The organism is Streptomyces sp. NPDC087270, from assembly GCF_044744625.1.
Taxonomy (GTDB): Bacteria; Actinomycetota; Actinomycetes; order Streptomycetales; family Streptomycetaceae; genus Actinacidiphila.
In genome coordinates this window covers 67892-91199 of the sequence record NZ_JBIUYR010000013.1, presented here as the reverse complement: position 1 = coordinate 91199, position 23308 = coordinate 67892, and the positions used below count along the sequence as shown (strand labels likewise).

Below are 23308 nucleotides of genomic sequence, written 5' to 3'. Positions count from 1 at the left end.
GCGTGTGAAAGCGGGTGGTGAACGGGTCGTGCTCGACCGATGATGCCCCGGCGGGTGGCGCCCGGCGGTACGGCGAACCGGGCGTCGAGTCGGATCGTCGAACTTATTCGACAACCTGCCGAGTATCGAACTGATTCGACGGGCTCGATTGGCCGTGAAATTAGCACGGGCCAACCGCGCCCACAAGGGACCGTGCACGAAGTTCCCGGTCGTCCCCGGTTCCGGCGCTCCCGTGTTGCGCTTGACCTGGAGTGTGCTCCAACTCCTAGGTTTCCGGTCATGAACCACGACAGCCGATCGAAGCCCGCGTCCCCGGCCACGAACCCGACCACGACCCCGTCCCCGTCCCCGTCCCCGACCACGAACCCGCCGGCCGAAGTCCCGGCCGAGAGCCGCGAGGCGCGCTTCGAGCGCGGGATGGAGACGCTGTCGCGGATCGACGGCGAGGCCGGCCGCAAGGTGATCGACTCGCTCGGGGACATCTCCCCCGAACTCGGCCACCAGGTGGTCGCCTGGGGCTTCGGTGAGATCTACCGCCGTCCCCAACTGGCGCCCCGCGACCGGCAGCTCGTCACCCTCGGCATGCTCACCGCGCTCGGCGGCTGCGAGCCGCAGCTCGACGTGCACGTCAACGCCGCGCTCAACGTCGGCCTCACCCCGGAGGAGATCGTCGAGGCGCTGCTGCACTCCGCCGGGTACTGCGGCTTCCCGAAGGCGCTGAACGCCACGTTCGTGGCGAAGAAGGTGTTCGGCGAGCGGGGCCTGCTGCCGGTCGGGCAGGAGGCCCCGCAGGAGTAGCCGCGCAGGGGTGGCCGTACGTCCGTACGGACCCGGCCGGTCAGGTCAGGTCAGGCGGAATCGGGTCAGGCGGTCAGGTCCGACGGGGCCTCGGACGGAGCGGGGCCGGGTCAGGCCGCGCCGTGCGACGGCTTCGGCCCGGCGGTGGACGTCGGCGTGGCCGGGCCCGCGGAGGACAGCGGTGTGGCGATGTCCTCCAGGGACTTCTGCTCGGCGTTGACCGCGAAGACCGCCGCGACCAGGCCGCCGGCGCACATCAGGGCCGCGCCGATGCAGAACGCCAGCACGGTGTCGCCGACCTTCCCGGAGGAGGTGAGGTCGGAGAAGACCAGCGGGCCGGTGATGCCGCCGGCCGCCGTACCGATGGCGTAGAAGAAGGCGATCGCCATCGCCCGGGTCTCCATCGGGAAGATCTCCGACACCGTGAGGTACGCGCTGCTGGCGCCGGCCGAGGCGAAGAAGAGCACCACGCACCAGCACGCGGTGAGCGTGGTGGCGTCCAGCGAGCCGCGGTTGAAGAGCCACGCGGTACCGAAGAGCAGCAGGCCCGACAGCAGATACGTCCCGCTGATCATGATCCGCCGGCCGACGATGTCGAAGAGCGGGCTGAGCAGCACCGCGCCGAACAGGTTGCCGGCCGCGATCACCGCGAAGTAGTAGCCGGTGTGGCCGGAGTTGACACCGTAGAACTTGATCAGGATCGCGCCGAAGCCGAAGGTGATGGCGTTGTAGAGGAACGCCTGGCCGATGAAGAGGGACAGGCCGAGCGTCGCGCGCTTGGGGTACTTCAGGAACACGGTCCTGGCGATCAGGCCGAAGCCGATGCTCCTGCGCTGGTGGATGGTCATCTCGCGGTCGGCGGGCGGCAGTCGGGTGCCCTTCTCCGCCTCGACCCGCTTCTCGACCTGGCCGACGAGCTCGTTCGCCTCGTCGCCGTAGCCGTGGATGAACTGCCAGCGCGGGCTCTCCGGCACGTGCCGGCGCACCAGCAGGATGACCAGGCCGAGCACCACGCCCAGCGCGAAGGTGACGCGCCAGCCGATGTCCTTGGGGAAGATGCTCGTGTTCAACGCGACGATGGACAGCAGCGAGCCGCCGATCGCGCCGAACCAGTAACTGCCGTTGATGGTCAGGTCCACCCGGCCGCGGTACTTCGACGGGATCAGCTCGTCGATCGCCGAGTTGATCGCCGCGTACTCGCCGCCGATGCCGAAGCCGGTCAGGAAGCGGAAGGTGAAGAACCACCACGGCGCGAAGGACAGCGCGGTCATCGCGGTGGCACCCAGGTACACCGCGAGGGTGACCATGAAGAGCTTCCTGCGGCCGAACCGGTCGGTGAGCCAGCCGAAGAAGAGCGCGCCGACGCACGCGCCGGTCACGTACAGGGCGGCGGCGAGTCCGGTGATCTCCGACGAGGTGACGGACAGACCGGAGCCCGGTTCCGACAGGCGGCCGGCGATGTTGCCGACGATCGTGACTTCCAGCCCGTCGAGAATCCACACGGTGCCGAGGCCGATCACGATCATCCAGTGCCAGCGCGACCACGGCAGCCGGTCGAGTCTCGCCGGCACGTCGGTGGTGATGGTGGGGCCGTCGGTCGGGGACGGGTCCGGGGCGGACGTCGCCATGGAAGATCACCTCCTTGCCGGTCAGTTTCACATCGGCGACCACAACACGCGCGCTCGCCACTTCCGGCGGGTCGAGGCGGCCACCATGCTGGGGATCGCCATCGCCCGCGTGATCCGTCTGTCCCGGCGGGCGCCGGGTACGCCTCCCGGGAGGATTCACGCCGTGCACACCACGCTCCGTCAGATCCGTGCGATCGTCGCGCCGCCACGCACCGGTCCGCACGGACCGCTGCCGCCGCTGCTGCTCGTACTGACCCTGGTGACCGGCCTGGTGGACGCGTTCAGCTATCTCGCGCTGGGCCGGGTCTTCGTGGCCAACATGACCGGAAACGTGGTGTTCCTGGCCTTCTCGCTGGCCGGTGCCAAGGGCTTCTCGATCCTCGCGTCGGTGCTGGCGCTGGTCGCGTTCGTGGCGGGCGCGGTGATCGGCGGGCGGCTGTACGGGCTGGTCTCCGAGCACCGGGCGCGGCTGCTGCTGGTCGCCACGGTGGCCCAGCTGGTGCTGGTGCTGGTCTCGCTGGCGCTGGCCGAGGTCTTCGACCTGCCCGCGACCGGCGGGCAGCGGGCGGTGCTGGTGGTGCTGCTCGGGCTCGCGATGGGTTCGCAGAACGCGGTGGTACGCCGTCTGGCGGTACCCGATCTGACCACCACGGTCCTGACCATGACGCTCACCGGGATCGCGGCGGACTCGCGGCTCGCCGGAGGTGTCGACAGCAAGGCGGGGCGGCGGCTGCTCTCCGCGCTGACCATGTTCCTGGGGGCGCTGGCGGGCGCGGCGCTGATCGTGCACGGGCATCCGACGGTGCCGCTGCCGATCGTGGCGGCCCTGCTGGTCGTGGTGGCCGTCGGCCTCCTCCCGCACCGGCACTCGACCCTGCCGTGGGCGGCGCCGAAGACCACGTGAGGCGCCGCGCGGGACGCGGACGTGGAAGCGGATGTGGAAGCGGACGTGGACGCGGACGTGGACGTGGACGCGGACGCGGTCAGGCGCACGCGACACCGCTCGTCACGCGATACTCGACACGAATGTCGCGGCGGATGTCGATACGGGCCGCCGCCGTTCGTCGTGTGGGTGACCGGGCGGAACCCCGCCCGCGCGACACGGCCGCCGGGCCCCGCGCCCGCGCCACGAAGGAGATGTGCCATGAAGTACCTGCTGCTGATCTGCCACGACGGCAACGGATACGACGCGACGCCCGAGCAGATGGACGCCACCCCGTGGGTGGAGGAGATGGACCGCCGCGGTATCCGCCTGATGGGCAACCGGACCCGCGAGTCGTCCGACGCCACGACCGTCCGCGTCCGCGACGACGGCCTGCTGCTCACCGACGGCCCGTACGCCGAGACGAAGGAGCAGATGGCGGGCTTCGACGTGATCGAGTGCGCCGACCTGGACGAGGCGGTCGAGGTCGCCTCGAAACACCCGGTGGCCCGGTACGGGATGATCGAGGTGCGGCCGTTCTGGACGGAGTGACCGGCCGGACCGACGAGGCTGACGGGGCCGGCGGGGCCGACCGGTCCCGCGCGGCCCGCGCGGCGGTGGCGGCGGCCTGGCCCGAGGAGTGGGGCCGGGTCGTCGCGGCCGTGATCGGGCAGACCGGTGACTGGGACCTGGCGGAGGAGTGCGCGCAGGACGCCTTCGAACGGGCCCTCGAACGCTGGCCGCGCGACGGCGTGCCCGACCGCCCGGGCGCCTGGCTGACCACCACGGCCCGGCACCGGGCGCTGGACGTGCTGCGCCGCCGCTCCAACGAGGCGCGCAAGCTGCGCGAGGCGGCCCGGCTGGAACCGGACGCGCGGCACGTCGCGGAGCCGGCCGAGGAGGTGGTGGCCGGCCAGGCCGCGGCGGCGGACGCGGACGCGGTCCCGGACGACCGGCTGCGGCTGATCTTCACCTGCTGCCACCCCGCGCTGCCGCGGGCCGCGCAGGTCGCGTTGACGCTGCGCTCGCTGACCGGGCTGACCACGGCGGAGATCGCCCGGGCCTTCCTGGTGCCGGAGTCGACGATGGCGCAGCGGCTGACCCGGGCGAAGGGCAAGATCCGGCACGCGGGCATTCCGTTCCGGGTGCCGCCGCGCGAGGTGCTTGCGGAGCGGACCGGCGCCGTACTGGCGGTGCTGTACCTGCTGTTCAACGCCGGGTACGCGGGCGGCGTGGACGGGCTGGACCAGCGCCGGGTCACCGCGGAGGCGATCCGGCTGGCACGGCTGCTGGCGGGGCTGCTGCCGGACGACCCGGAGCCGGCCGGGCTGCTGGCGCTGATGCTGCTGCACGACGCGCGGGCCGCCGCCCGTACCGACACGCGCGGCGACCTGGTGCCGCTGGAGGAGCAGGACCGTGGCCGCTGGGACCGGCGGCGGATCGACGAGGGCCTGACGACTCTCGACGCCGCGCTCGCGGTACGCCGCCCCGGGCCCTACCAGGTGCAGGCCGCGATCGCCGCGTGCCACGCGTCGGCGGCCCGCCCCGACGATACGGACTGGCCGCAGATCGCCTTGCTCTACGGGGAGTTGGCCCGGTTCGCACCCGGGCCCGTGGTCGAGCTCAACCGGGCGGTGGCCGTGGCGATGGCGGACGGGCCCGCGGCGGGCCTGCCCCTGGTCGAGGCGCTGGCGGAGGTGCCCGCGCTGCGGGGCTACCACCTGTTGCCCGCCACCCGGGCGGATCTGCTGCGCAGGCTCGGCCGCCATCGTGAGGCCGCCGCCGCCTACCGCGAGGCTCTCCGGCTCGCCCCGACAGCGGCGGAGCGCCGCTTCCTGGAGAACCGGGCACTCCGCTCCGAACGGATGCCGGGTGCCCCGACCTCCCCGCCGGCCCCGTAAGACCGCCCCGGACCACCCGCCGGTGGCGGGTTGCTCGCGCCGTTCCCCCGCCCCTGGGCAAGTGCGGCGCCTCCCCCGCGAGCCACCGCCCCGCGGCCCTCAAAGCCTGCGGCGGCTGTCCGTTTTCACTCGCGTGGCCCTCGTCAGGGGAACCGCCGGGAGACAACTGGCGTCACTGGGGGAACATGGGTGGGGATCGCTTGTTCCGTCGACCGGCCCCATGAGGTGAGGTTCCGCAGTGCGCAAGCACCAGCAGCATTCCCCCGCCGAGAGAGCGTCGTACGCCGCACGTGTCCGCCAGGGGGCGCTCGCGGCGGGCCTGCTGGTGGCCGTGGCCGCCTGCGGGAACGGCCACAACTCGTCGGGGACGACACCGTCCGGCACGACGTCCACGTCCGCGTCCGAGTCGAGCAGTGCGCCGCCGACGTCGAGCAGCACCTCGGCGAGCGCGTCGCACAGCGCCACCGTGGTGCCGCCGGCGTCGACGACCTCGAAGGCGACCACGGCCGCGCCCGCGAGCTGCGTGGACCGGGCGTACAACGCGATGACGAACGCCCAGCGGGTCGGCCAGCTCTTCATGACGTCGGTCACCAGCACCGGGCTGACCACCAGCGAGTCGCAGGCGATCACGACCGGCAAGACCGGCTCGGTCTTCCTCCAGGGCCACACCACGGAGGGCGCCACCGCCGTGAAGGCGGTCACCGCGAAGGTCCGCACCCTCGCCTCGCCGGTGCGGGGCGTGTCGCTGGGGATGTTCGTCTCCACCGACCAGGAGGGCGGCCAGGTCCAGGTGCTCAACGGGCCGGGCTTCAGCACGATCCCGAGCGCGGTGACCCAGGGCACGTGGTCCACGTCGACGCTGCAGAGCAACGCGGCCACGTGGGGGCGCCAACTGGCCGCCGCCGGGGTCGACATGAACCTCGCGCCGGTCGCGGACACCGTCCCGCCGAACCAGGTGACGGTGAACGCGCCGATCGGCAAGCTGGACCGGGAGTACGGCACGAACCCGTCGACCGTCGCCTCGCACAGCACCGCGTTCCTGCGCGGCATGCTGCAGGCCAAGGTCGTGCCGACCATCAAGCACTTCCCGGGTCTTGGCCGGGCCAGCGGCAACACCGACTTCACCGCGGGCGTCACCGACTCCGTCACCACGACGACCGACCCGTACCTTCAGCCTTTCCGGGCCGGCATCCAGGCGGGCACACCGTTCGTGATGGTCTCCTCGGCGATCTACACCCGGATCGACCCGCACAACCAGGCCGCCTTCTCCCCCGCCGTGATCCGCACGCTGCTGCGCGGCAAGCTCGGCTTCAAGGGCGCGGTCATCTCCGACGACCTCGGCAACGCCGTCGCGGTCGCCGACCGCACCCCCGGCCAGCGCGCGGTGGACTTCGTCGCGGCCGGCGGCGACGTGGTCCTCACCGTGAAGCCCAGCGACATCTCCCCGATGACGTCGGCGGTGCTCAGCCGGATGACGGCCAGCTCCTCGTTCCGCGCCGACGTGGCCGACAGCGTCCACCGGGTACTGACCGCCAAGCACAACGCGGGCGTGCTGACCTGTAGTTAGCCGAGGGCGAGGGCGCCGGGCGAGGTGTGCCGGGCGGCGCCCCAGGACGCGGGGGCCATAACGACCCAGGCCCCCGCACGTGACGCCACGCGACCCCGTCGCCACCCAACCGGGGGATGCATAACACTCCATCCGGGTGGACAAGCCGTTTCCCTGGGCCGGTTCGGCGGCACGGCATGCCATGAAGGAGGTGCACGAGGGAGAGCAGTACCTTTCAGAAAGAAGGCAGCAATGTACTCAGCGCATGCCAAGCACCGTGTCACGGCCGGTATCGCCGGTCTGCTGATCGCGGGCTCGGGCCTGCTCGCCGCGACGTCCGCGTACGCGGCGGACCCCAAGCCCGGCACGGGTACGGACACCGGCACGGCCGCCGCCCCGGCCGCGCCCGCGCAGGGCGCACAGGACGCACAGGGCGCACAGGGCGCGCAGGGTTCGATGCCCGCCGCCGGCACCAGCGCCGCCGCTCCGACGTCCGACGGCCAGCAGGCGCAGGCCGCCGCCGAGCCGCAGGGCAAGGTCATCTCGCGTCTCCCGCTGACCATCCGCGAGATGGCCACGTCCAACTCGCGTTCCCTGGGCTCGTTCCAGCCCGGCACCGTGATCTGGCTGCACTGCAAGGTCGTCGGCCAGAACGTCGAGGGCAACAAGCTCTGGTACAAGCTGGGCAACGGCCGCGCCGGCTACGTCTCCGCGCGCTACGTGCAGAACCTGGCGGTCGTGCCGTACTGCAAGTGACGTCACCCGGGCCCGCGCCGAGCCGCGAAGGTCGGTAAGGGCACCCTTACGGTGACGCGCGGGTGAACTGCGGGGGAATTGTGGGCTCCCGGCCTTTGTGCAGGTGGGTGGGCGTGCCACCGCGTGCTTAGCATGTCGGCGTCACGTACCGCTGCACCGATTCCCGGAGGTCCGGTGTGCCCGCCGAACCCGCACCCGAGCCCGCACCTGCGGCCGGCTCCGACGCCGACCGCGCGTCCGCACCCGAGGGCGGTGGGGGGGCCGCCCCCCCCCCACCGCCCCCCCCCCCCCGCCCAGCGGCGCGACCCCCCCCCCCCCCGCCCCCCCCCCCCCGGGGGGGGGGGCCCCCCCCCCCCCCCCCCCCCCCCCCCCCCCCCCCGACGGCATAGCGGCCGACGCCGAGGACACGTCGCAGGCCGGGGCCGTATCCGAAGCGGACGGCACCGACCTCGCGGACACCCAGGAATCCCCGCACACCGAGAACGCCGAGAACGCCGGAAGCCCCGAGGGCACCGCGGACACCTCGGGCTCCCCCGGTGACCGCACCCGGCGCGGCGCGCGCGGCTGGACCGTGGCTGGCACCGCCATCGCCGTCGCCGCCGCGATCACGGCCGGCGTCCTGGCCACCGGCGGCGGGCACCACGCCACCCGCCCGGCAGCCGCGGCGGCCTCGGACGGCCTGCGGCACACCGCGGTCGACGTGTCGCCGAGCACCTGCGGCCGGGGCTGGGGCGCCACGCAGAAGCCGCACGCCGGCACGCAGGCGTTCGACCTGCACAACTCCGCGGCGAGCGCGACCGAGGTCTACCTCAAGGACCCCAGCACCGGGCGGCTGTTCGCGGAGATCGAGGGCCTGGCGCCCGGCACGACCCGCTCGATGGTCGTCGACCTCGGCAGCGGCCGGTACGCCTTCGAGTGCCAGCAGGAGGACACCGACTCGGTGACCGGTCCGACCGTGACGGTCCCCGGCAAGGCGCCGCAGGGCCCGTCCTCGCTGCCGGTCACCGTGCACGACCTGATCCCTCCGACCCTGGACTACCAGAAGTGGATCAACGCCCGGATGGCGGAACTCTCCACCGACACCGGGGTGTTGAAGTCCGACATCGACCGCGGCGACCTGACGGCGGCCCGCCGCGACTGGCTCACCGGCCATCTGGTGTACGAGCGGATGGGCGCGGCCTACGACACGTTCGGCGACGCGGACGGCGTGATCAACGGGACCACCGCGATCGGCCGGGACCCGCTCAAGGACCCGGACTTCACCGGCTTCCACCGGATCGAGTACGGCCTGTGGCACGGCGAGTCGGCGAAGTCCCTGCGCGGCCAGGCCGCGACGCTGGACAAGGCGGTGAAGGCGCTCAGGTCGCAGTGGACAACGCAGCAGATGGACCCGGCGAACATGGGCCTGCGGGCGCACGAGATCATCGAGAACGCCGAACAGTTCGAGCTGACCGGCCGCACCGACTACGGCAGCGGCACCAACCTGGCGACGGCGTCGGCGAACATCGACGGCACCCGGGAGATCCTGGCGAAGCTGCGCCCGCTGCTGGCCGCCCGCGACTCCGGCCTCGCCCGGCTCGACGCGTCCCTCGACCGCGCCCAGGCATACCTCAAGTCCCTTGACCACAAGGGGACGTGGACCGCGCTGGACCGGCTGACCCGCGCGCAGCGCGAGCAGGTGAACGCCGACTTCGGTGACCTGCTGGAACAACTCGCCCCGGTGGCGGCGATCTTCGACGTACGGAGGACGGTATGACGACCGACACGCACGGCCCGGCCGGCGGCGAGTTGCGGCGGCGCGGGTTCCTGCGCGGCGCGGCGGTCGGCGTCGGGGCGGTCGGCGCGGTGGCGGGCGGCGCGGCCGCGCTCACCGGGTCGAGCGCGGCGGCCGCGACCCCGTCGCCGGGCGCCAAGGCCGCGGCGGCACCCTTCCACGGCCCGCACCAGGCAGGCATCACCCAGGCCGTGCAGCCCTCGAGCGTCTTCCTGTCCTTCGACGTCACCGCGGCCGACCGGCGGGAGCTGGTCGAGCTGATGCACACCGTCACCGAGCGGGCCCGGTTCCTGACCACGGGCGGCACCCCCGCCCCGCTGGGCATCACCGACTCCCCCTCGGACAGCGGCACGCTCGGCCCCCAGGTCCCGCACGACGGCCTCACGATCACCACCGGGGTCGGCGCGTCCCTCTTCGACAGCCGGTTCGGACTGGCAGACCGCAAACCACTCCGCCTGACCACCATGCCCGCCTTCCCCGACGACGACCTCCAACCCGACTGGTGCCACGGCGACCTCAGCCTCCAACTCGCCGCACCACACCCGGACACCGTGCTGCACGCACTGCGCGACATCACCCGCCACACCCGCGGCGGCATGCAAGTGCGCTGGCGCATGGACGGCTTCACCAGCCCACCAAGACCCACCGGCACCCCCCGCAACCACCTCGGCTTCAAAGACGGCACCGCCAACCCCGACATCACCGACCCCACCACCGCCCGACAACTCCTGTGGACCCACGGCAACGGCGAACCCCCCTGGACCACCGGCGGCTCCTACCAGGTCATACGACTCATCCGCATGCTGGTCGAATTCTGGGACCGCGTCTCCCTCACCGAACAAGAACGCATGTTCGGCCGAGCCCGCGACACCGGCGCCCCACTCGACGGCACCCACGAATTCGACACCCCGAAATTCGCCCAGGACCCCATGGGCGACGTCATCCCCCTGGACAGCCACATCCGCCTGGCCAACCCCCGCACCACGAAAACCGACAACTCCCGCCTCCTGCGCCGCGCCTACAACTACGACCACGGCATGGACAACAACGGCAACCTCGACATGGGCCTCATCTTCGTCTGCTACCAGCAAGACCTCGAACGACAGTTCACCGCCGTACAGAAACGACTGGCCGGCGAACCACTCGTCGACTACATCACCCCCTACGGCGGCGGCTACTTCTTCGCACTACCCGGCGTCCACGACCGCACCGACTGGCTCGGCCGCGCCCTGCTCACCTGAACGAGCACCCTCGGCGGCAACCGACAGCAACCAGGGGCGACCCGAAAGCGACCGGAGACCCGTCCCCGGCCACGCACACCGAACCGCCCCCCTCTGTTCACCGGGACGTCACCACCGGGCCGTTGTCATGTCGCGGCTCACCCGGACGATCGCGTTCGACACCGTGCGCGAATCGACATCGGCACGCGTAAGCACCACAAAGCGGAGGCTGACACAGCATGAGCACCACGGGCAGTACGAGCAGGTCAAGAAGAGGTCCGCGGCAGCGGACCGCGCGCTGGGGGGCGTTCGCCGGAGCAGCGGCGCTCGTACTGCTGGGCGGAACCGCGCCCGCCCACGCCGACACCGCGCACCACGGCGGCGGCGACAGCACTACCACCCCGATCAAGCACCTGGTGGTCCTCTTCGACGAGAACGTGTCGTTCGACCACTACTTCGGCACCTACCCGCAGGCCGCCAACACCGACGGCACGAAGTTCACCGCGGCGAAGAACACGCCGAAGAACATCGACACGGCCGCGCACGCCGGCCTGGTCAAGAAGAACCCGAACCAGTACGCGCCGCAGCGGCTGAGCCCGTCCGAGGCCGTCACCTGCGACCAGAACCACTCCTACGGCCCCGAGCAGTACGCCGCGAACGGCGGCAAGGCCGACCAGTACGTGCAGAACACCGACTCCGGCAAGTGCTCGGGCGGCCTGTTCTACCAGCCCGGCCTGGTGATGGACTACTACGACGGCAACACCGTCACCGGCCTGTGGAACTACGCCCAGCACTACACGCTCGGCGACAACTCCTACAGCTCCAACTACGGCCCCTCGACCCCGGGCGCGCTCAACCTGGTCTCCGGCCAGACGCACGGCGTGATCTCGGTGGACCCGAAGTCCGGCACGGAGAACCCGAAGCAGACCGCCACGCCCGACCCGTACACCGTGGTCTCCCCGAACGCCAAGGGTGTCGGCACGGTCGCCAACGACCCCGACCCGGCCTTCGACGACTGCTCGGACAACAGCCACACCAGCGCCAACGCGCTCGGTGAGCTGACCGGCAAGAACGTCGGTGACCTGCTCAACTCCAAGAAGGTCAGCTGGGGCTGGTTCCAGGGCGGCTTCCGCCCGTCCACCGCGTGGGACGGCAAGCAGGGCGACTACGCCAGCTGCCTGGGCAGCACGCACGCCAACGTGGCCGGCGCGTCCTCGGTCGACTACAGCCCGCACCACTCGCCGTTCCAGTACTACAAGTCCACGTCCAACCCGCACCACCTGCCGCCGAAGAACACGGCCGAGATCGGCCACAACGGCCAGGCGAACCACAACTACGACCTCACCGACTTCGACTCGGCGCTGAAGGCCGGCGACCTGCCCGCCGTCAGCTTCCTGAAGGCGGCCGAGTACCAGGACGGCCACGCGGCCTACTCCGACCCGATCGACGAGCAGAACTTCCTGGTCAAGGAGATCAACGCGATCCAGTCCTCCGCGGACTGGAAGGACACCGCGGTCGTGGTGGCGTACGACGACTCCGACGGCTGGTACGACCACGCCTACGCGGTGCCGCACAACGGCTCCAAGGACACCACGGTCGGCTCCAACGGCAAGGCCGCCGACAGCCCCGCCTGCCAGGCCGGTCCGGCCGCCGCGCAGGGCTACAACGACCGCTGCGGCCCCGGCACCCGGCAGCCGCTGCTGGTCATCTCGCCCTACAGCAAGGTGAACTCGGTCGACCACACGCAGACCGAGCAGGCGTCGATCACGAAGTTCATCGAGGACAACTGGAAGACCGGCCGGATCGGTGACGGGTCCTTCGACGCCCGCGCGGGCAGCCTCACCGGCGCGTTCGACTTCAAGCACCCGAACAACAAGCAGGTGCTGCTGAACACCAACGGCTCGGTGAAGTCGGTCAAGCAGATCAGCAGCCACCCGACGCCCCCCGGCAAGCCGGGCAAGCCCGGGCACGGCGGCACCGGCGGCTCGTCGAGCAGCTCGACCGGCGGCGGCAACGCCCCGTCCACGCAGCTCGCGCAGACCGGTACCTCCTCCCCGGCCCTGCCGCTCGGCATCACCGCGGGCGTCCTGGTGGTCGGCGGCGGCGCGCTGTACTACGCCCGCCGGAACCGCGCCACGCGCAGCGTGGCCTGACCGCGCCACCGCGCGAGGCACCACCGCACCACCCGCGCCACCCGCGCCACCCGCGCTAGAGGGCCAGAGCGCCAGCGCACTTTCGTCCGCCACGCACGGGGCCTGCGAGGGGCCGTCCCGGAAGTCTCCGGGGCGGCCCCTCCGCCATGCCCGCGCACGCCGCTCCGCCCCGCCCGTACACGCGTCGGGCCTTGAAGCAACCGCCGGAGGGTCGCGCCGCGTTGCGTTCACGAGCTGAACGCATTTCACCGCTCACGGTCACGCCCGACATCCCTCCGTATTCCGATACGGGCTTTGTGCACAACTCTTGACATGGATGAAACACAGGGAGAAACATTCCGGTGTGCGTCGGGAGAGCGCTCTCACTGATCAACCGGTGGGCGCCCGCCCGGAGTTCGACACGTTTGACCCCCCACCCTGGAATCAGGAGAGTCGCCCATGCTCCCTCCCCCCACCGGCACCATGGCGCTGAGACCCGTGGCGCCCGCGGACCGTCGCAGACGGCGGAACATCGTGGCCGCGGTGATCACCGCCTTGGTCGCCTCGCTGCTGCTGTTCGTGCCGATGCGGTCCGCCCACGCGGCCGACAGCCTGCTCTCGCAGGGCAAGACCGCCACCGCCTCCTCCACCGAGAACGCCGGCACACCCGCCTCCGCGGCGGTCGACGGCGACACCGGCACCCGCTGGTCCAGCGCCGCCTCCGACCCGCAGTGGCTGGAGGTGGACCTCGGCGCCTCCGCCACCGTCACCTCGGTGACCCTCAACTGGGAGACGGCGTACGCCACCGCGTTCAAGATCCAGCTGTCGTCGGACGGCGCCAACTGGACCGACGCGTACTCCACCACGACCGGAACCGGTGGCAAGCAGACGGTTTCCGTAAACGGTTCCGGGCGTTATGTCCGGATGTACGGCACCGCGCGCGCCACCGGATACGGCTACTCGCTCTGGGAGTTCCAGGTCTACGGCTCGGCCGGGGGCACCACGCCGCCGAGCGGCGCGACCCTGATCTCGCAGGGCCGCCCGGCGACCGCCTCCTCGACCGAGAACGCCGGCACACCGGCCTCCGCGGCGGTCGACGGCGACACCGGCACCCGCTGGTCCAGCGCCGCCTCCGACCCGCAGTGGCTCCAGGTCGACCTGGGCGCCACCTCGACGATCAGCTCCGTCACCCTCAACTGGGAGACGGCGTACGGCAAGTCGTTCAAGATCCAGACCTCGGCCGACGGTTCGACCTGGACCGACGTCTACTCCACCACCACCGGCACCGGCGGCAACCAGACGCTGAACGTCACCGGCTCCGGCCGCTACGTGCGGATGTACGGGACCGCGCGCGCCACCCAGTACGGCTACTCGCTCTGGGAGTTCCAGGTCTACGGCACCGCGGGCGACGACTCCGGCGGCGGTGACAACGGCGGCACCACCGGGGGCGGCACCGGCCCGATCCAGGGCGGCGGCGACCTCGGCCCGAACGTGAAGGTCTTCGACCCCTCGACGCCCAACATCCAGGGGCAGTTGGACTCGATCTTCGCCCAGCAGGAGAGCAACCAGTTCGGCGACGCCCGCTACCAGGTGTTCTTCAAGCCGGGCACGTACAACAACATCAACGACCAGATCGGCTTCTACACGTCCGTCTCCGGTCTCGGCAAGAACCCGGACGACGTCCAGATCAACGGCGACATGACCGTGGACGCCGGCTGGTTCAACGGCAACGCCACGCAGAACTTCTGGCGCAGCGTGGAGAACATGGCCCTCAAGCCGGTCAGCGGGGACGACCGCTGGGCCGTCGCGCAGGCCGCGCCGTTCCGCCGTATGCACGTCGAGGGCGGCCTCAACCTGGCGCCCAACGGCTACGGTTGGGCCAGCGGCGGGTACATCGCCGACAGCAAGATCGACGGCACCGTCGGCCCGTACTCGCAGCAGCAGTGGTACACCCGTGACAGCTCCGTCGGCGGCTGGACCAACGGCGTGTGGAACATGGTGTTCTCCGGTGTCCAGGGCGCTCCCGCCCAGGGCTTCCCGAACCCGGTCTACACGACGCTGAACACCACCCCCGAGTCGCGGGACAAGCCGTACATGTACCTGGACGGCAGCGGCAACTACCAGGTGTTCGTGCCGAACATGCGCACCAACGCCAGCGGGGTGGACTGGCCGAACACGCCGGGCACCTCGATCCCGCTGACCCAGTTCTACGTCGCGAAGCCCGGCGTGTCCGCGGAGACCATCAACGCGGCGCTCGCGCAGGGCCTCAACCTGGTGCTCACCCCGGGCATCTACCACGTCGACCAGCCGATCAACGTCACCCGCGCCAACACGGTGGTGCTCGGCCTCGGTTACGCCACGGTCATCCCGGACAACGGCGTGGACGCGATGAAGGTCGCCGACGTGGACGGCGTGAAGCTGGCCGGCTTCCTGATCGACGCGGGCGCCGGCAAGTCGCCGCAGCTGCTGCAGGTCGGCGCGCCCGGCTCCTCGGCGAGCCACGCGAGCAACCCGACCACCATCCAGGACGTGTTCGCGCGGGTCGGCGGCGCGGGCCCGGGCCAGGCGGGTACGGCCTTCGAGATCAACAGCAACGACGTGGTGATCGACCACACCTGGCTGTGGCGGGCCGACCACGGCGCGGGCGTCGGGTGGACCACCAACCCGGCGGACGAGGGCCTGAAGGTCAACGGCAACAACGTGCTGGCGACCGGCCTGTTCGTGGAGCACTTCGAGAAGTACGACGTCGAGTGGGCGGGCCAGAACGGGAAGACGATCTTCTTCCAGAACGAGATCGCCTACGACCCGCCCAACCAGGCGGCCATCCAGAACGGCAACACCCGAGGTTTCGCCGCCTACAAGGTGGACGCCAACGTCACCAGCCACGAGGGCTGGGGACTGGGCAGCTACTGCAACTTCACCGCGGACCCGACGATCATCCAGGACCACGGGTTCGAGGCGCCGAACACGCCAGGGGTGAAGTTCCACGACCTGCTCGTGGTGTCGCTCGGCGGGATGGGCCAGTACGCGCACGTCATCAATGACACGGGACCGGGTACCTCGGGTACCTCGACCACCCCGTCGACGGTGACCAGCTACCCGTAACCGCACCGCGGTGGGGAAGGGCGCACGCAGTACACGGTGAACAGTGCGGGAAGGGGCCGTCGTCCGGCAGCGGACGGCGGCCCCTTCCGCTGTCCCGGTCCCGGGGCGCCGGCCGGCACCCGTGCCCGCCATCGAGGCAGCGGGCCGGCGGCGAGCGCGAGCGCGGCCGCCGCGGAGCCCACGACCCTGGCCGGACCGAACCGGCGGGTCAGCGGGGCGGTTTGCGGGCCTCGATCAGGAAGCGGGTCGAGTGGGCCACGAACGGGCCCTCGGCGGCGATGAGTTCGTGCAGGTCGCGCAGCCGGTCGCGGTAGCGCTCGACGGTGAAGTCGGGCACCATCCAGATCACCTTGCGCAGGAAGTACACCATCGCGCCGACGTCGTGGAACTCCATCCGCAGCCGTTCGTAGCGCAGGTCGAGCACGTCGAGACCGGCCTCGGCGGCGGCCGCCCTGGCCGTGTCGGGGTGGCGCGGGCCGCGGTCGGCGTGGGGCTGCGGGCCGAGGAAGAACTCGTACACCTCCACGGCGCTGGCCGGGCCGACGTGCTGGGAGAAGTAGGTGCCGCCCGGCCGCAGCACCCGGGCGATCTCGTGCCACCACGCCGTGACCGGGTGACGGCTGGTGACCAGGTCGAACGCCTCGTCCGCGAAGGGCAGCGGCGGCTCGTCGGCGTCGGCGACCACGACCGCGCCGCGCGGGTGCAGCAGCGCGGTGGCCTTCGCGACGTTCGGCGGCCAGGACTCGGTCGCGGCCATCACCGGCGGGAAGGACGGCGCGCCGGCCAGCACCTCGCCACCGCCGGTCTGGATGTCCAGCGCGGCCGAGGCCCGGCCCAGCCGCTCCGCCATCAGCCGCTGGTATCCCCAGGAGGGACGCTGCTCGCTCGCCCGCCCGTCCAGCCAGGAGAAGTCCCAGCCGGCCACGGACACGGCGTCGGCCTCGGCCACCAGGTCGTCGAAGGTGCGGTTCATCCGCTCACTCTCGTGGGATCGGCCGAGCCGCGGCAACCGGTTTTGCTCGCACCCCGGCCCGGGTCCCGGCTCGCACGCCGGCCCAGGACCGCCCGCTCACGCCGGCGCCGGCGGGTTCAGCGTCAGGTAGCAGCGGATCGCGGTGCCGGCGCTGCCGGTATGGGTGCGGACGAGGTCGGCCAGCTGATGGACCATCAACAGGCCGCGCCCGCCCGGCCGTCCGGGAGGCGGCAGCCGGCTGCCGGCCAGCGGGTCGACCAGCCGCCCGCCGTCGCGCACCTCGCAGGCGACGTGCCCGTGCTCGGCCCACACCCGCACCACCCCCGAACCACCGCCGTGCAGCACGCTGTTGGTGGTCAGTTCGGCGACGGCGAGCGCCAGGTCGTCCAGCCGCGGGCCGGCCAGCCCCAGCGCGTCGGCGGCCCGCACGGCGAACTGCCGTGCGGCCCGCAGCCGTTCGTCGTCGAAGGTGTACGACGCGGCGAACCTCGGCTCCGCCAGCGGCACGTTGTAGGAGGCGACCGCCAACTCCGGGGCGTAGTGCGCGCTGGTCCGGCGCCGCCCGCCCTCGATCAGCACCGGGTGGGTGACGCAGGCGTCGCCGAGGGCCTGCGGACCGAGCCGCGACGCGTCGTACAGGCACAGGATCGTGGCCCGGCGGCCGTCGAACGCCGCGTTGACCAGGGCCTCGTGCTGCACGCAGGCCGGGTACTCCAGCGGGGTGCGGCCCGGCCAGACCGGTTCGGCCACGATCCGGACCGGGCCGGCCGGCTGCGCGTCGGCGAAGGCGGCGAGCACGCCCGGGATGATCCGGCCGGGATTGCGGCCCGCTCGGGCCATGTCGGTGAAGTGCACACCGTCCGCGAGCGGCCCCAGCGCGTTGTGCAGCAGCGCCATCCGCTCCCCGGGGACCGCGACGGCGACCGGCTCGCCGGCGGCCAGGCCGTCCCGGACGAAGGAGACGGTGCTGTCGAGGTATTCGGCGTCGTCGCGGTAGAAGAAGGCAGGGTGCGAGAAGGCGCTGGCGGCGGGCTCCACGTCCTCCGGCCCCCTTTCGGACACGTGTACCGGTCTCGCCAGTATGCGCCCCGAAAAGATGACCTTGTCGGGGGGCTGCCCCATGGCCGTCCCCATGGCCGTTCCGATGGCCGTCCCGGGGGCGGGCGGCGCGAGGGACGCCGTGAGAACGCCACCCGTGCCGGCGCCCGCCGTGGTTCCGCCCGCCGCCGCCCCGGCGACTTCCGGCCCGCCGAGTTCCGCACCATCGGCTTCCGCACTACCGAATTCCGTACCACCGGCTCCCGCACCGCCGGCTTCCGCACCGCCCACCGCCGTACCGCTCATCGCCGTGCCCCCGTCCGCCGTGGCACCGCCGGGCAGCGCCGTGCCGTTGTCAGTCGTGGTTGATCGCCTCGAAGGCCGCGGACAGCGTCTCGCTCTCGTCGGCCGGCACCGCCCGCTCCAGCGCCGGCACGAGGTCGCGCCGCTCGTGGAAGAGGTACTGGTACATCTGGGTGAGGGCGCCGTCGACCGTCAGCCGCCGGGTCTCCTCGGGGTGCCGGCCGGTGAGCGCGCGGTCGAGGATGCCCTGGATCAGCTCGCCCTCCTGCCGGTCCCGCGCCACGAGACGGGCCGACTCGCCGTGCCGCTCCAGCACCTTGCTGACGGTGGCCTCCTTGGCCGCGAGGTGCCGGGCGAAGGTGTCGGCCAGCGGCCGCACCTCCTCGGGGGTGTCCCCGCCCCGCATCCGCAGGTCCTCGACCATCGCCAGCAGCAGCCCGCCGGACGTCACGAGGCTGGCCGCAAGCCCGGTGGGCACGTCGTGGTTGCCGTCGTGCCCGGCGGCGCCGCGCCCGGAGTGCCGGTGCCCCCAGCTCCACCGGCCGTGGCCGCCCCCGCCGTCGGCGTCCGCCACCCGCTCGTGCGCGGCCGCGCCGCCACCGGCAGCCGCGCCCGCGCCCAGGTCCGCACCCGGGTCCGGAGCCACGCTCGCACCGCCCGGACCGGCCCGGTCCGGCGCCGGCGCGCCCGTGCCCGGACGGTCGGGCATCTCCTCGCGCTCGCTCGCTTCGCTCATGCCACCGGCTCCTTGTCTGCGCTCGCGGGGACCTCGGGGTCTGCCCGATCCCGGCGGCCGTCCGCGCCATGCGTCGTGAGTTCCTCCATGTCCTACGGTGCTACGGTCCGGCCGTCCGCGCCCCTCACCTTCCGCCGGAGCGGGCACGGCTCACCGGCCGCCGCCCGCGGTTCCACCGCCGCTCCCGGGCCCGGAGCCCTCCTCCTCGTCGGGCAGGTCCGCATCGGCCACCAGGTGCACCGCGGCCTCCTCCGCCGAGGCGGCGCCGCCGTCGATGCCGACGTCCTCGCCGGTCACGCCGTCCTCCCGGGAGTGCGCGCCCTCGTCGGGGCCGACCAGACGGCCGGAGCGCAGGTCGCCCGCCTCCGGGTCGAGCAGTTCGCCGTCGGTGTCCGAGGCGTCGCCGAGGCCGTCGCCGCGCGGCGGCTGCCGGTCCGGGCGCTCGCGGGCGAGCCGGTCGTCCAGCGAGTCGCCGGCTTGCTGCTCGTCGCCGGTGGTGCCGGTGTCCTCGACGACCAGCGGGCGGTCGGGCGGTGAGTACCCCTCGTCGAGGACGTCGACCACACCGCGGTCGTCGAGGGTGTCCTCGGGTTCGAGCGGCCCGGTGTCCTCGCGGATGTCGCGGTCGCCGCCCTTGTCGGGCTGGTACACGTCGTCGCCGCGGCCGAGGTCGTCCGGTCCGCGCTGCTGCTGAGTCATGTGCGTGCGCTCATCTCGTCGAGGACCGCGTCGTTGAAGGCGTCCAGGTCGGCGGGCATCCGGCTGGTGATCAGGGTGTTCGGGCCGTTGGTGCAGACCCGGACCTGCTCGTCCACCCAGGTGGCGCCCGCGTTGCGCAGGTCGGTGCGCAGGCTCGGCCACGAGGTGACGGTGCGGCCGCGCACCGCGTCGGCCTCCACCAGTTGCCAGGGGCCGTGGCAGATCGCCGCGACCGGCTTGCCCGCGGCGAAGAAGGCGCGGACGAAGTCCACGGCGCCCTGGTGCAGCCGCAGCGCGTCGGAGTTCGGCACGCCGCCGGGCAGCACGAGCAGGTCGAAGTCGGCCGCGGACGCCTCGTCGAGGGTCACGTCGACCGGGAAGGTGTCGCCCGGTTCGAGGTAGTTGTACGCCAGTACGGTCCCGGGCAGCGGCGCGACCACCTGCGGGTGGGCACCGGCCTCGGTCAGCGCCTGCAAAGGCGAGGTCAGCTCGCTCTGCTCCACTCCCTGGGGCGCCACGAGGATCGCGCTCCGCACGTCCATCACGTCCTCTCGTGTTCGGGGTGGGCGCGGCCGCATGACCACGGACCCCGCCTACCCCTTCACCTGGTGCAGAAACGGGCATTTCACCCGCTTTCCACCATCCCTCCGAGTCCCCCGCGCCGCCAACCCGCGAATCGGCCCCACCGGGCGGACGGCAGACCACACCACCTCGGGGAGGGACCGGCCCTAGCGCACTCCGCGGGGGCGGAACTGGACGCTGATCCGGCCGCCCACCGCGGAGCGCGTCTTGGGGATCGCGTGGTCCCACGTCCGCTGGCAGGACCCGCCCATGACGATGAGGTCACCGTGCCCGAGGGGCCGGCGAACCGTGGCGGGGCCGCCGCCGCGCGGGCGCAGCAGGAGTGGCCGGGGCTCGCCGAGGGAGAGGATCGCGACGAGCGTGTCCCGGGTGCTGCCCCGCCCCGTACGGTCGCCGTGCCAGGCGACGCTGTCCCGCCCGTCGCGGTAGTAGCACAGCCCGGCCGTGGTGAACGGCTCGCCGAGTTCGGCCGCGTAGTACGCGCCGAGGGCGTCTCGGGCGCGTTCGAGCACGGGGTCGGGCAGCGGCTCGCCGGCACCGTAGTGGGCCAGCAGGCGGGGGACGGCCACCACGTTGTCGTACATGAGGCGCCGCTCGGCCCGCCAGGGCACCTCCGTGGCGAGGCGTTCGAACAGGTCGTCGGCGCCGGTGAGCCAGCCGGGGAGGGTGTCGATCCAGGCGCCGTCACCGAGGCGGGTGCGGTGGACCGCGGCGAGGTCGCCGAGGCCGGGCCCGCTGGTGTCGAAGAGGGACGCCTGCTGATGGTGCATACCACCAGGGTAACCGATATTCGTACAGTCATTCGAATAGCCAGAGTGCGGGAGCGCGTGGCGCCCGGTCGGCGCACGATAGGGGCATGCTCTTCGCCGAGGTCGCCCGGGTCTCCAGGGAGGTCGCGCGGACGTCCGCGCGGTCCCGCAAGACGGAGCTGCTCGCCGAGTTCTTCCGCGCCGCACAGCCCGAGGACGCCCCGATCGCCATCGCCTACCTGGCCGGGCGCCTGCCGCAGGGCCGGCTGGGCATCGGCTGGGCGGCCTTGCGCGACCGCGCGGAGCCGGCCGCCGAGCCGACGCTGACGGTGCGGGCGGTCGACGCGGCGCTGACCGACGTCGGCGAGGTGTCGGGGCAGGGCGCGCAGACCGGGCGGCGGGCGCTGCTCCAGGACCTGTTCGGCGCGGCGACCGCGCCGGAGCAGGAATACCTGCTGGGGCTGCTCACCGGGGAGGTGCGGCAGGGCGCGCTGGACGCGGCGGCGATCGAGGGGCTGGCGGCGGCGACGGCCGCGCGGCCCACGGACGTACGGCGGGCGGTGATGCTCGCGGGGGCGCTGGAGCCGGTGGCGCAGGCGCTGCTGGACCGCGGTCCGCAGGCACTGGCCGGCTTCGCGTTGCAGGTGGGGCGGCCGCTGCTGCCGATGCTGGCCGGCGCGGCGAAGAGCGTCGAGGAGGCGCTGGTACGGCTCGGGCCGTGCGCGGTGGAGGAGAAGCTGGACGGCATCCGGGTCCAGGTGCACCGCGACGGCGACCGGGTGCAGGTCTTCACCCGCACCCTGGAGGACGTCACCGCGCGGCTCCCGGAGGTCGTGGCCGCCGCCCTCGCGCTGCCCGCCGAACGCTTCGTGCTCGACGGCGAGGTGCTGGCGCTGGACGCCGACGGGCGGCCCCGGCCGTTCCAGGAGACCGCGGGCCGGGTCGGCTCCCGGGTGGACGTGGCGACGGCCGCCGCCGCGCTGCCGGTGCACCCGGTCTTCTTCGACGTGCTGTCCGTCGAGGGCCGCGACCTGCTGGACCTTCCGTACGCGGAGCGGCACGCGTCGCTGGCCGCGCTGGTCCCGGCCGAGCGCCGGGTGCGGAACCTGCTCGTCGCCGACCCGGGTGACGAGCAGCAGGCGCGGGCCGCCGCGGAGTTCTTCGCGGCGACGCTGGCGCGCGGCCACGAGGGCGTCGTCATCAAGGCCGCGGGCAGTCCGTACGCGGCCGGGCGGCGCGGCGCGACCTGGCTGAAGGTCAAGCCGGTGCACACCCTGGACCTGGTGGTGCTCGCCGTCGAGTGGGGCCATGGCCGCCGCACCGGCAAGCTGTCCAACCTGCACCTGGGCGCGCGGGCCGACGACGGCTCCTTCGTGATGCTCGGCAAGACCTTCAAGGGCCTCACCGACGCCCTGCTGGACTGGCAGACCGAGCAGTTGCTGGCCCGCGCGGTCTCCGACGACGGCCACGTGGTGACCGTACGGCCCGAGCTCGTGGTGGAGATCGCCTACGACGGGGTGCAGACCTCGCCGCGCTACCCGGCGGGCCTGACGCTGCGCTTCGCCCGGGTGCTGCGCTACCGCGAGGACAAGACCCCCGACCAGGCCGACACGGTGGCCGCGGTCCGCGCGGCGCACACCGGCTAGCGTCCGTCGTTCGCGGTTGTGGGCGCGCCTGCCCGGGTACCCGAAGGCGACGCACCAAAGGAGAGGTGAACGGTCATGGCCCGCACCACTCGGCGCGCCACGGTGCGCGCACTGCTCGACCTCTACGGCCGCACGTACGCCGACGAGGCGGGCATCCGCCTCACCGACACCCCGCAGCCGCTGTACCGGCTGCTCGTGCTGGCCGGCCTGCTCAGCGCCCGTATCCGGGCTGGCGTCGCGGTGGCGGCGGCCAGGGAGCTGTCGGCGGCGGGCCTGCGCAGCCCGCGCGCGATGGCGGAGGCGACCTGGCAGCAGCGGGTCGACGCGCTCGGCCGCGGCGGCTACCGGCGCTACGACGAGCGGACCGCCACCCAGCTCGGCGACGGCGCGGAGCTGGTGCGGACGCGGTACGGCGGCGACCTGCGCAGGATGCGCGCCCGCGCGGGCGGTGACCTGGGCGAAGTGCGCCGCGAGCTGCGGGAGTTCCCGGGGCTCGGCCCGGCCGGCGTGGACATCTTCCTGCGCGAGGCGCAGGCCGTCTGGCCCGAATCGGCGCCCTACTTCGACGCCAAGACGCTCCAGGGGGCCGCACTCCTGGGCCTGCCCGACTCCCCCGCCCGCCTGGCGCGGCTCGCCGACGGCACCGACCCGTCCGTGCTGGCCGCGGCCCTGGTCCGCGTCGCGCTCGACAAGCACGCGGTGGCAGCCGTCGAGGAGGCGGCCGCCGGGCGCTGAGCGGCACCGCCGAACGAGCGGCACCGGGTCACCCCGGCGGCGGGTCGGCCGGGCGCGGGGCGACC

19 protein-coding genes are annotated in these 23308 nt (G+C 72.8%); 12 read left to right on the top strand and 7 right to left on the bottom strand.

What is annotated here, in order from left to right:
• Positions 1-417: 417 nt before the first annotated feature.
• Positions 418-798: a carboxymuconolactone decarboxylase family protein gene (locus ACIPAE_RS25145; RefSeq protein ID WP_402448235.1), complete on the top strand. Its 381-nt coding sequence runs from the start codon at positions 418-420 to the stop codon at positions 796-798.
• Between the two features lie 110 nt (positions 799-908).
• On the opposite strand, the gene ACIPAE_RS25140 is transcribed toward ACIPAE_RS25145, so the two are convergent.
• Positions 909-2426, bottom strand: coding sequence for an MFS transporter (locus tag ACIPAE_RS25140; RefSeq protein WP_329371888.1), 1518 nt, complete (start codon positions 2424-2426; stop codon positions 909-911).
• A gap of 163 nt (positions 2427-2589) precedes the next feature.
• Here ACIPAE_RS25140 and ACIPAE_RS25135 point away from each other — a divergent pair, with 163 nt between their 5' ends.
• From ACIPAE_RS25135 to ACIPAE_RS25095, 9 genes are all read left to right on the top strand, one after another.
• Positions 2590-3330, top strand: a complete 741-nt coding sequence (locus ACIPAE_RS25135; protein WP_329371886.1) for a YoaK family protein — start codon at positions 2590-2592, stop codon at positions 3328-3330.
• Positions 3331-3570: 240 nt separating this feature from the next.
• Positions 3571-3900, top strand: coding sequence for a YciI family protein (locus ACIPAE_RS25130; RefSeq protein ID WP_329371884.1), 330 nt, complete (start codon positions 3571-3573; stop codon positions 3898-3900).
• A complete protein-coding gene (locus tag ACIPAE_RS25125) occupies positions 3897-5249 on the top strand; it encodes an RNA polymerase sigma factor (RefSeq protein ID WP_402448042.1) in 1353 nt (450 codons plus the stop codon). The genes ACIPAE_RS25130 and ACIPAE_RS25125 overlap by 4 nt, the downstream gene beginning before the upstream one ends.
• A 238-nt stretch (positions 5250-5487) precedes the next feature.
• Positions 5488-6816 (top strand): glycoside hydrolase family 3 N-terminal domain-containing protein, encoded by a 1329-nt coding sequence (locus ACIPAE_RS25120; RefSeq protein WP_402448040.1) that lies wholly within the window; start codon positions 5488-5490, stop codon positions 6814-6816.
• A 231-nt stretch (positions 6817-7047) separates the two neighbouring features.
• On the top strand, positions 7048-7551 hold the full coding sequence (locus ACIPAE_RS25115) for an SH3 domain-containing protein (RefSeq protein ID WP_402448038.1): 504 nt from the start codon (positions 7048-7050) through the stop codon (positions 7549-7551).
• 571 nt (positions 7552-8122) lie between these two features.
• Positions 8123-9307, top strand: coding sequence for an EfeM/EfeO family lipoprotein (locus ACIPAE_RS25110; RefSeq protein ID WP_402448036.1), 1185 nt, complete (start codon positions 8123-8125; stop codon positions 9305-9307).
• Complete coding sequence (gene efeB / locus ACIPAE_RS25105) at positions 9304-10566, top strand: iron uptake transporter deferrochelatase/peroxidase subunit (RefSeq protein WP_402448034.1); 1263 nt, start codon at positions 9304-9306, stop codon at positions 10564-10566. Before ACIPAE_RS25110 ends, efeB begins: the two co-directional genes overlap by 4 nt.
• A gap of 218 nt (positions 10567-10784) precedes the next feature.
• Positions 10785-12698 carry a phospholipase C gene (locus ACIPAE_RS25100; protein WP_402448032.1) on the top strand — a complete coding sequence of 638 codons (1914 nt, stop codon included), beginning with the start codon at positions 10785-10787 and terminating at the stop codon, positions 12696-12698.
• Positions 12699-13160: 462 nt separating this feature from the next.
• Positions 13161-15782 carry a discoidin domain-containing protein gene (locus ACIPAE_RS25095; RefSeq protein WP_402448233.1) on the top strand — a complete coding sequence of 874 codons (2622 nt, stop codon included), beginning with the start codon at positions 13161-13163 and terminating at the stop codon, positions 15780-15782.
• A 208-nt stretch (positions 15783-15990) separates the two neighbouring features.
• Here ACIPAE_RS25095 and ACIPAE_RS25090 read toward each other — a convergent pair whose 3' ends face one another.
• The 6 genes from ACIPAE_RS25090 to ACIPAE_RS25065 all read right to left on the bottom strand — a co-directional run bounded on the left by ACIPAE_RS25090 (position 15991) and on the right by ACIPAE_RS25065 (position 20883).
• Complete coding sequence (locus ACIPAE_RS25090) at positions 15991-16755, bottom strand: class I SAM-dependent methyltransferase (RefSeq protein WP_329371872.1); 765 nt, start codon at positions 16753-16755, stop codon at positions 15991-15993.
• A 96-nt stretch (positions 16756-16851) separates the two neighbouring features.
• Positions 16852-17793 carry an anti-sigma factor RsbA family regulatory protein gene (locus tag ACIPAE_RS25085; protein WP_402448030.1) on the bottom strand — a complete coding sequence of 314 codons (942 nt, stop codon included), beginning with the start codon at positions 17791-17793 and terminating at the stop codon, positions 16852-16854.
• A gap of 355 nt (positions 17794-18148) precedes the next feature.
• Complete coding sequence (locus tag ACIPAE_RS25080) at positions 18149-18832, bottom strand: hypothetical protein (RefSeq protein WP_402448028.1); 684 nt, start codon at positions 18830-18832, stop codon at positions 18149-18151.
• A 150-nt stretch (positions 18833-18982) separates the two neighbouring features.
• Complete coding sequence (locus ACIPAE_RS25075) at positions 18983-19531, bottom strand: DUF5709 domain-containing protein (RefSeq protein ID WP_329371866.1); 549 nt, start codon at positions 19529-19531, stop codon at positions 18983-18985.
• Positions 19528-20067, bottom strand: a complete 540-nt coding sequence (locus ACIPAE_RS25070) for a type 1 glutamine amidotransferase domain-containing protein (RefSeq protein WP_329374470.1) — start codon at positions 20065-20067, stop codon at positions 19528-19530. The genes ACIPAE_RS25075 and ACIPAE_RS25070 overlap by 4 nt, the downstream gene beginning before the upstream one ends.
• A gap of 192 nt (positions 20068-20259) precedes the next feature.
• Positions 20260-20883 carry an alpha-ketoglutarate-dependent dioxygenase AlkB gene (locus ACIPAE_RS25065; protein ID WP_329371864.1) on the bottom strand — a complete coding sequence of 208 codons (624 nt, stop codon included), beginning with the start codon at positions 20881-20883 and terminating at the stop codon, positions 20260-20262.
• 86 nt (positions 20884-20969) lie between these two features.
• Between ACIPAE_RS25065 and ACIPAE_RS25060 the strand changes: the two genes are divergently transcribed.
• Both ACIPAE_RS25060 and ACIPAE_RS25055 read left to right on the top strand, forming a co-directional pair.
• Positions 20970-22508 (top strand): ATP-dependent DNA ligase, encoded by a 1539-nt coding sequence (locus ACIPAE_RS25060; RefSeq protein ID WP_402448025.1) that lies wholly within the window; start codon positions 20970-20972, stop codon positions 22506-22508.
• A gap of 75 nt (positions 22509-22583) precedes the next feature.
• Complete coding sequence (locus tag ACIPAE_RS25055; protein ID WP_402448023.1) at positions 22584-23243, top strand: endonuclease; 660 nt, start codon at positions 22584-22586, stop codon at positions 23241-23243.
• The last annotated feature ends 65 nt before the right edge of the window (positions 23244-23308 follow it).